The sequence below is a fragment of the Vibrio sp. 10N.261.52.A1 genome, from assembly GCF_002876325.1.
Classification (GTDB): Bacteria; Pseudomonadota; Gammaproteobacteria; order Enterobacterales; family Vibrionaceae; genus Vibrio; species Vibrio chagasii.
The window spans coordinates 1-4,893 of record NZ_MCYD01000895.1 but is presented as its reverse complement, the minus strand read 5'-3'; the positions used below and the strand labels follow the sequence as shown (position 1 = coordinate 4,893).

The 4,893-nt window shown below is 44.3% G+C and carries 3 protein-coding genes; all 3 read right to left on the bottom strand.

The window, feature by feature from the left end; genetic code table 11:
* Window positions 1-1,296 (bottom strand): biosynthetic-type acetolactate synthase large subunit (gene ilvB / locus BCT81_RS19390; RefSeq protein WP_102425518.1); only part of this gene is annotated, 1,296 nt, incomplete at its 3' end.
* A gap of 459 nt (window positions 1,297-1,755) precedes the next feature.
* On the bottom strand, window positions 1,756-3,564 hold the full coding sequence (locus BCT81_RS19385) for a long-chain fatty acid--CoA ligase (RefSeq protein WP_102425517.1): 1,809 nt from the start codon (window positions 3,562-3,564) through the stop codon (window positions 1,756-1,758).
* A gap of 201 nt (window positions 3,565-3,765) precedes the next feature.
* The gene (gene leuO / locus BCT81_RS19380) at window positions 3,766-4,725 is read right to left on the bottom strand and encodes a transcriptional regulator LeuO (RefSeq protein WP_061033548.1); all 960 of its coding nucleotides are present in this window, start codon (window positions 4,723-4,725) and stop codon (window positions 3,766-3,768) included.
* Between the last annotated feature and the right edge of the window lie 168 nt (window positions 4,726-4,893).

Here is a 4,893-nt window from a genome sequence, read left to right as displayed (position 1 = left end):
AAAGCCCATAGTGCCTAGGCCACCAGAGTTAATCCAACGGCGCGGTTTATTAAATGGGTAGTATAACGCTGCGAACATTTGATGTTGACCAACGTCAGAAGCAACGTAAGCATCGCCATTGGTTACTTTGTGCAGAGCTTCAATAACTTGCTGCGGCTTAATGCACTCAGAAGACTTTTCATACGCTAAGCAGTTACGATCTTGCCACTGCTTGATTTCACTCCACCAGCTTTCCAGAGCTTCAGCATCATTGGTGCCGCCTTGCTCAACCAGTAGATTAACCATGCTCTCTAGTACTTTTTCCGCAGAACCTACGATTGGTAGATCCACTTTCACGTTCTTAGAGATCGACGACGGGTCGATATCAATATGCATGATCTTCGCGTTTGGGCAGTACTTATCAAGGTTGTTGGTTGTACGATCATCAAAACGTACACCGACACCAAAAATAAGATCGGCGTTGTGCATCGCCATATTGGCTTCGTACAAACCGTGCATGCCAAGCATGCCTAGAGAGTTCTTGTGCGTGCCCGGGAAGGCACCAAGCCCCATTAAAGTGCTTACTACAGGTAAATTCAATGCTTCAGCCAATTTGATCAGCTGTTGATCGGCCTCAGAGATAACCGCACCGCCACCGACATAAAGTACTGGCTTTTTCGCTTCAAGAAGTGCCTTTAGTGCCTTCTTAATCTGACCTTTATGACCCGTAACCGTTGGGTTGTACGAACGCATCTTGATCGTTTCTGGGTATTGATAAGGAAGCTTAATTTGCGGATTTAATACATCTTTTGGCAAGTCGATAACCACAGGACCAGGACGTCCTGTCGTTGAAATATAGAATGCTTTTTTTAGAACTTCAGGGATATCTTCCGCTTTCTTAACTAGGAAGCTGTGTTTAACTATCGGGCGAGATACACCCACGATGTCACACTCTTGGAAGGCATCATTACCAATGAGATTGTTTGGTACGTTACCTGAGATAACGATCATTGGAATCGAGTCCATGTACGCCGTTGCGATACCTGTTACGGTATTGGTTGCGCCAGGACCAGAACATACCAGTACTACACCAGGCTTGCCGGTAGAACGAGTATAGCCGTCTGCCATATGGGTAGCGGCTTGTTCGTGTCGTACTAATACGTGTTTGATTTCATCAGTTTTCGCATGCAGCGCATCATAGATATCAAGTACAGAACCACCTGGGTAACCAAAGATTTGTTCTACACCCTCTTCAATAAGAGACTGCACCACCATCTCAGCGCCGGATAACATTGCTGTTTCAGGTTTTGTTGTCATATTGCTCTCCTCACCAGTTTCCAAGCACATTTGGTGAACGTGTTGGGCTGGTTTTTCATAGTCTAGGGCTTATTCGTAGCCTAATTCGAAATACTTCCACTTTTTCGGCTATGGCTGTCTGTCGTGATAACAACAAACAGTGATACGAAACAACTTTAACGCTTTATTATCATCCGGTCTAACACCTGTTAATCGACAATTATGCCAAAAAACCAACTATCAGCTTAAAGCATCAAACAAAACCTAAGCAGAGTTAAATAACCAGTTACAAACACTACAAACAAAGACAAAAAAAGCACTTAATATTTATATAAATGACTAATTATCGATAAATGAAGCGCTTTCCTGTGTGCGTCTTCGCACATTATTCCAAGCCTTAAGGCATGAAAAATCCCCCTAAAATGCAATCACATTCGTAGGGGGATTTTTAAACAACTGAAAATTTATCTCAGCAGAAATCTACTTATCTTTCGACTTTTCAGTGTACATTTCTTCGATTTCGTCTTGATACTTGTCGTTGATAACTTTACGACGCAATTTCTGAGTTGGCGTCAGTTCGCCATCATCCATCGAAAATGCTTTTGGTAATAGCTTGAACTTCTTCACTTGTTCAAACTTAGCCAATTCTTGCTGCAAGTCATTCACACGCTTCTCAAGCATCTCAACGATCTGATGGTGCTTAATCAATTCAACGCGGTCGTGGTACTTGATATTCAATTCTTTAGCGTACTCTTCAAGAGAGTCGTAACACGGAACAATCAGTGCAGAAACGAATTTACGCGTATCAGCAATAACGGCAATCTGTTCAATGAAGTGGTCTTTACCGATCGCGCCCTCTACTACTTGCGGTGCAATGTACTTGCCACCTGAGGTTTTCATCAGCTCTTTGATACGGTCGGTAATAAACAGGTTACCATTTTCATCAAAATGACCCGCATCTCCGGTTTTCAAGAAACCATGCTCGTCGAACGTTTTCGCTGTCTCTTCTGGCATTTTGTAGTAACCACGCATTACCATTGTGCCGCGAACAAGAATCTCATTCTGCGCACCAATTTTCACTTCCGCGCCCGGCATCGCCATACCAATCGAGTCAGGGTTAAAGCAGCGGTCATCCCAGCACGAAACCGTTGCTGTGGTTTCAGTCATGCCGTAACCAAGTTTTACGTTAATGCCGATAGCGTGGAAAAAACGACCAATGGTTTCATCGAGCTTCGCACCACCACATGGCATGAAGTTGATGTTACCGCCAAGCAGCGCTCGCAATTTAGATAACACAAGCTTATCAGCTAGTGCATGGCTCTTCTTCAGCATCAGTGATGGTGTGCGACCTTCTTGGTGACAAACCGACAGCTTCGCGCCCATGTTTACTGCCCAAGTAAATAGCACTTTACGGATAAACGGCGCTTTCGAAACCTTCTCGTGAATCGCTGAGAAGATTTTCTCGTAGAAACGTGGAACCGCACACATCACGGTCGGCTTCACGTCGCTCAGCGCGTCACGCACCTGCATAGTATCTTGCAGGTAACAGTTGGTTGCGCCTTTGTAGAGCACGTAGAAAGTCCACGCACGCTCAAATACGTGAGATAAAGGTAAGAAACACAATGAGACATCGTCTTTCGTTAAGCTCAAGCGCTCATCGTGCCCTTCTAGTTGATAGCCAACATTGGTGTAATCAAGCATTACGCCCTTAGGTTGACCTGTAGTACCAGAGGTATAGATAAGAGTCAGTAAGTCGTCCATGCTTGCGTCAGCAAGACGAGTATCAAGTTCAGCTTGCTGAGCCTCAACACCGCGCGCCATGAAATCAGTCCAAGATACCGCAAAGCTATGGCCTTGAAGATCGATATCATCAGACATCGCGACAACCACTTCTAGCTGTTCGCACTCTTCAAATAGGCTCACGGCCGCGTCAAATTGGACTTGCTCACCAACGAATAAGATCTTCACATCCGCATTTTGGATGATGTAAGACGACTGCGCTGCTGTGTTGGTTGGATAAATCGGCACAGTCACAAGACGAGCTTGTAAAGATGCAAAATCTGCCACGGTCCATTGAGGCATATTGTTTGAATAGATACCGATCTTATCTTGAACTCTCAGTCCCTGAGCCAATAGTGCTAATGAAAGCGTATCGATTTGTTGTCCAAACTGCTGCCAGCTAATACCTTGCCATACATTATCTACTTTGTGCTTCAAAGCTGTACGGTTGCCGCCTTGGGCAATTTGGTCACGAAGTCTTTTTACGATATGAAAATCTAAATTGGCCATCTCTTTACCTTTGGCTTACACCTGTAAGCTTTTTTGAGCGCACAAGTGTACCTCTGATCATGGAAAAGGCAACTGATGAAGCTCAAAGTTATAAGTAATAGTACGTATCACGCTAAGTTTTCTATCAACAAAAATAGCAGGTACAAAAAAGCCCCAAGCCAGACTCCCAGCTTAGGGCTTATAAATCATAGAGTTTAGTGCTTAGTTAAGCGCCACTACTTCGCCACAGATCATCATCAGCTGATCTCGTAACCAAATGTGTCCCTTATCTTTTTCACTTGATTCGTGCCAGCTTAGGTAGCCAGAGATTGCCGCATTATCGAATGGGAAATCTAGAATCTGTAGGTTCTCTTTGTTTGCTGCGTGCTCTACCATCCAGCGAGGTGCAATCGTCACTAACTCTGATTGACCAACAACGTAAAGTACGTTGCTTAGGCTCGTACCTTCGTAGAAAGGCATGCAATCTAGGTCACGGTATGCTTGCTCAGAGAAGCTGCGTTGGCCGTGAATGCGAGACAGTTTAGCGTGCTTCTCGTTCAATAGCTCTTCAGCTGTCACTTCACCGTTAATGCGTGGGTGAGAAGACGAAGCAACCACAACCAATTCGTCTTGGAAAATCTCAGTACTTGAGAAACCTTGCTCATCAAAGCGAGCGTAATCGATCACGAAGTCGATTTCTTGGTAGCGCATACGCTCAGAAAGTTGACGATCAAATTCAGCATCCATGTGCAGTTTAACGCTAGGTGCTTGCTCGTTGATAGTCGACATAATCTTAGGTGCAAAACGCATGTCACAAGGGCTACAAATCGCAAGCTTGAACAGGCGAGAAGACGACTCTGGAGAGAACACAGAGCTTGGTAATTCGTTGCGTACTAGTTGAAGCGCTTGGCGGATAGGACCGAACAACTGACGTGCACGTTGAGTCGGTTGAATACCACGACCCTGGCGCATAAATAGTTCGTCGTTAAACATCACTTTCAAGCGAGCCACAGCGTTACTTACAGCCGGCTGAGACATACCTAAATTGTGAGCTGCACGTGTAATGTTTTGCTCTTGCATTACTGCATCAAATACAGTCAAAAGGTTTAAGTCTACTCCACGAAGTGTGCTTTCCATTCTGTAGCTAGCAATAGCACTCATTGCGTCTTTTTTATCTAACATTCAAGTTGCCTCTTGTCGGTACGACAGCGTTAAATTTGTAATGGTATGGGAATAGATAACCACTAGTTCTTATATTTATCAGACCGATGTGTTTCGGATTACCACTACTATTAACCAATACATCCCTAGCTACCAACAAGATTGATAAAGAATAATTTTATTTTACCT

Bases quoted from the DNA above. Each gene is read 5' to 3' on its own strand.
- leuO (WP_061033548.1), bottom strand. From the start codon at position 4,725: ATGTTAGATAAAAAAGACGCAATGAGTGCTATTGCTAGCTACAGAATG.
- BCT81_RS19385 (WP_102425517.1), bottom strand. From the start codon at position 3,564: ATGGCCAATTTAGATTTTCATATCGTAAAAAGACTTCGTGACCAAATT.